Origin of the sequence: Gilliamella sp. App2-1, assembly GCF_001690255.1 — a bacterium.
GTDB lineage: Bacteria > Pseudomonadota > Gammaproteobacteria > Enterobacterales > Orbaceae > Gilliamella > Gilliamella apicola_G.
This window is the reverse complement of the sequence record NZ_LZGR01000005.1, coordinates 1-1,834: the sequence shown is the minus strand read 5'-3', so window position 1 is coordinate 1,834 and position 1,834 is coordinate 1. Positions and strand designations below refer to the sequence as shown.

Annotated in this window: 2 protein-coding genes; both read left to right on the top strand. The window is 35.5% G+C overall.

Features of this window, described 5'->3' with window-relative positions:
- The coding region (locus tag A9G22_RS11005) for a M15 family metallopeptidase (protein ID WP_141669921.1) at window positions 1–1,496 on the top strand (1,496 nt) is incomplete at its 5' end.
- Window positions 1,468–1,834, top strand: a 367-nt coding sequence (locus tag A9G22_RS00265; protein ID WP_176700204.1) for a hypothetical protein, incomplete at its 3' end; no start/stop codon positions are given. The genes A9G22_RS11005 and A9G22_RS00265, both read left to right, overlap by 29 nt.

Sequence of the window (1,834 nt, the reverse complement as noted above, 5' to 3'; positions counted from 1 at the left end):
GCTTTATGATTGAAAACAAGCCGTACTGGATAGCCGCCAGTAAAGTCTTACACCTTAATGGCGAAGATGGGCAGCTCAATTCAAGCGTAAGTTATTGGCATGATTTTCCGTTATCATTAGATGACACCCTTTCTCCACAGGAAAAGAAACGTAATACGGTATGTTACCCTCGTACCGTGTCCCTAATTTCATTAGAGAATGATGGCTTGATAGCGATAGAGGATGAAAACACAAAATGGGCCCAAGTGACGGCACTGGATGAGCAAACGCTACCGATACATGGTTGGGTGAATATAAAAGACAATGCACAAGCTCATATCAAACGGCGTAGTCCATGGCACTGGCCTGGGTTTGAAACAATAGAAGAAAAGGCCTCGATAGGTGAATTATCTGACAAGATAGGCAAGAATAAAGTGGCGAAATTAGATTTAGCCGATTACACGCCAGCGATGCGGGCATTACATCAAATCTTAACGGGCACACTGATATATTCAACCCAACGAAAAAAAGACCTACCGCCGCCGACTTTTACGGATAGGGATTTAAAGGAAGGATTACGCCGAAGCTGGACAGCGGAGTTGATAGGGCATTTATTGGTAAAATATGAAAGCGAATGGTATGCCGATGAAGCGTTAAGCAAATGGAACGAAATTGATGAGCTATTTGAAGAAGAAAAACAACAACAAAAAGCAATTATTGAAGCGGGATTAGATGAGCTAGGCATCACCGAGCCTTACCTCCGTGATTTTGCCTTAGAGGTGGTGGACGAAGCGCATAAACATGTCAAATCAAACTGGCAACTAGAAAAAGCACAGCGCATTAAACCGTCACTGTGGTGGAAAGAAGTAGCACAAGCGCAAACTCAAAATCAAACAACCAGCACAGAACAAAGCAATGCGAATACCAATACCAATACCAATACCAATACCTCTAAACTGTCTAATCTATCAACTGATGGCAAGGCATGGTTTATTCATCCGGTAGCGATGATGGATTATTTTAATGTTATAGAAAATAAGAAAACTGAAACTTGGGATAGTGTTACAAACTCTAGAATTGCGTTATTACACCCGAGAATTCGTCAACATACTTTAGATTTTATAAATGACGCTGAAAGCAAATTAAATTTAAAGTTAAGGGTTTCTGATGGTTATAGGTCTATTGAAGAACAAAATAAACTTTACGATAAAGGTAGGAAAAATTCAGATCCTATTGTGACAAAAGTTAAAGGTGGATATAGTTTTCATAATTATGGATTGGCGATTGATGTGGTAGAAATTTTAGATAAAAAAGCCATTTATTTTGACAATAAGCACCCGAAAATAAAAGAAATTGTAGAGATAGCAAAATCATACGGTTTTTTATGGGGTGGGGACTGGGTTACATTTAAAGATTATCCACACTTTGAATTTAGATACGGTTTTACTGCTACTCAACTTTTAAAAAAATATAATGCTGGAGATATAGATGATGAAGGTTATGTCAATATTAATTAATATGTTAATATTTTACTTTCTTATTGGAAATGCTAATGCAGATGTTTTTGAAACTCAATCTTTTTCATCTGAAGGGGCAGAATTAATTTGTGATTATAAAAAAAGTAACGAATTAGTATTAAATGTTTATGGAGAAACATTTGCAAGTAAAATTAAAGTTATAAAAAGTAAACCTCATAATTATAACATCAATGCTAAATTTGATTATTATGATCTCCCGATTTATGAAAAATTTCGCAATATTTTAAGTGTTAATTATGATTTTTATGTTGAAAATGATCAAGTTATTGAATCTTCATTGCTAGACTCTGATTTAAAGCAAGTAATAAAAGATATTT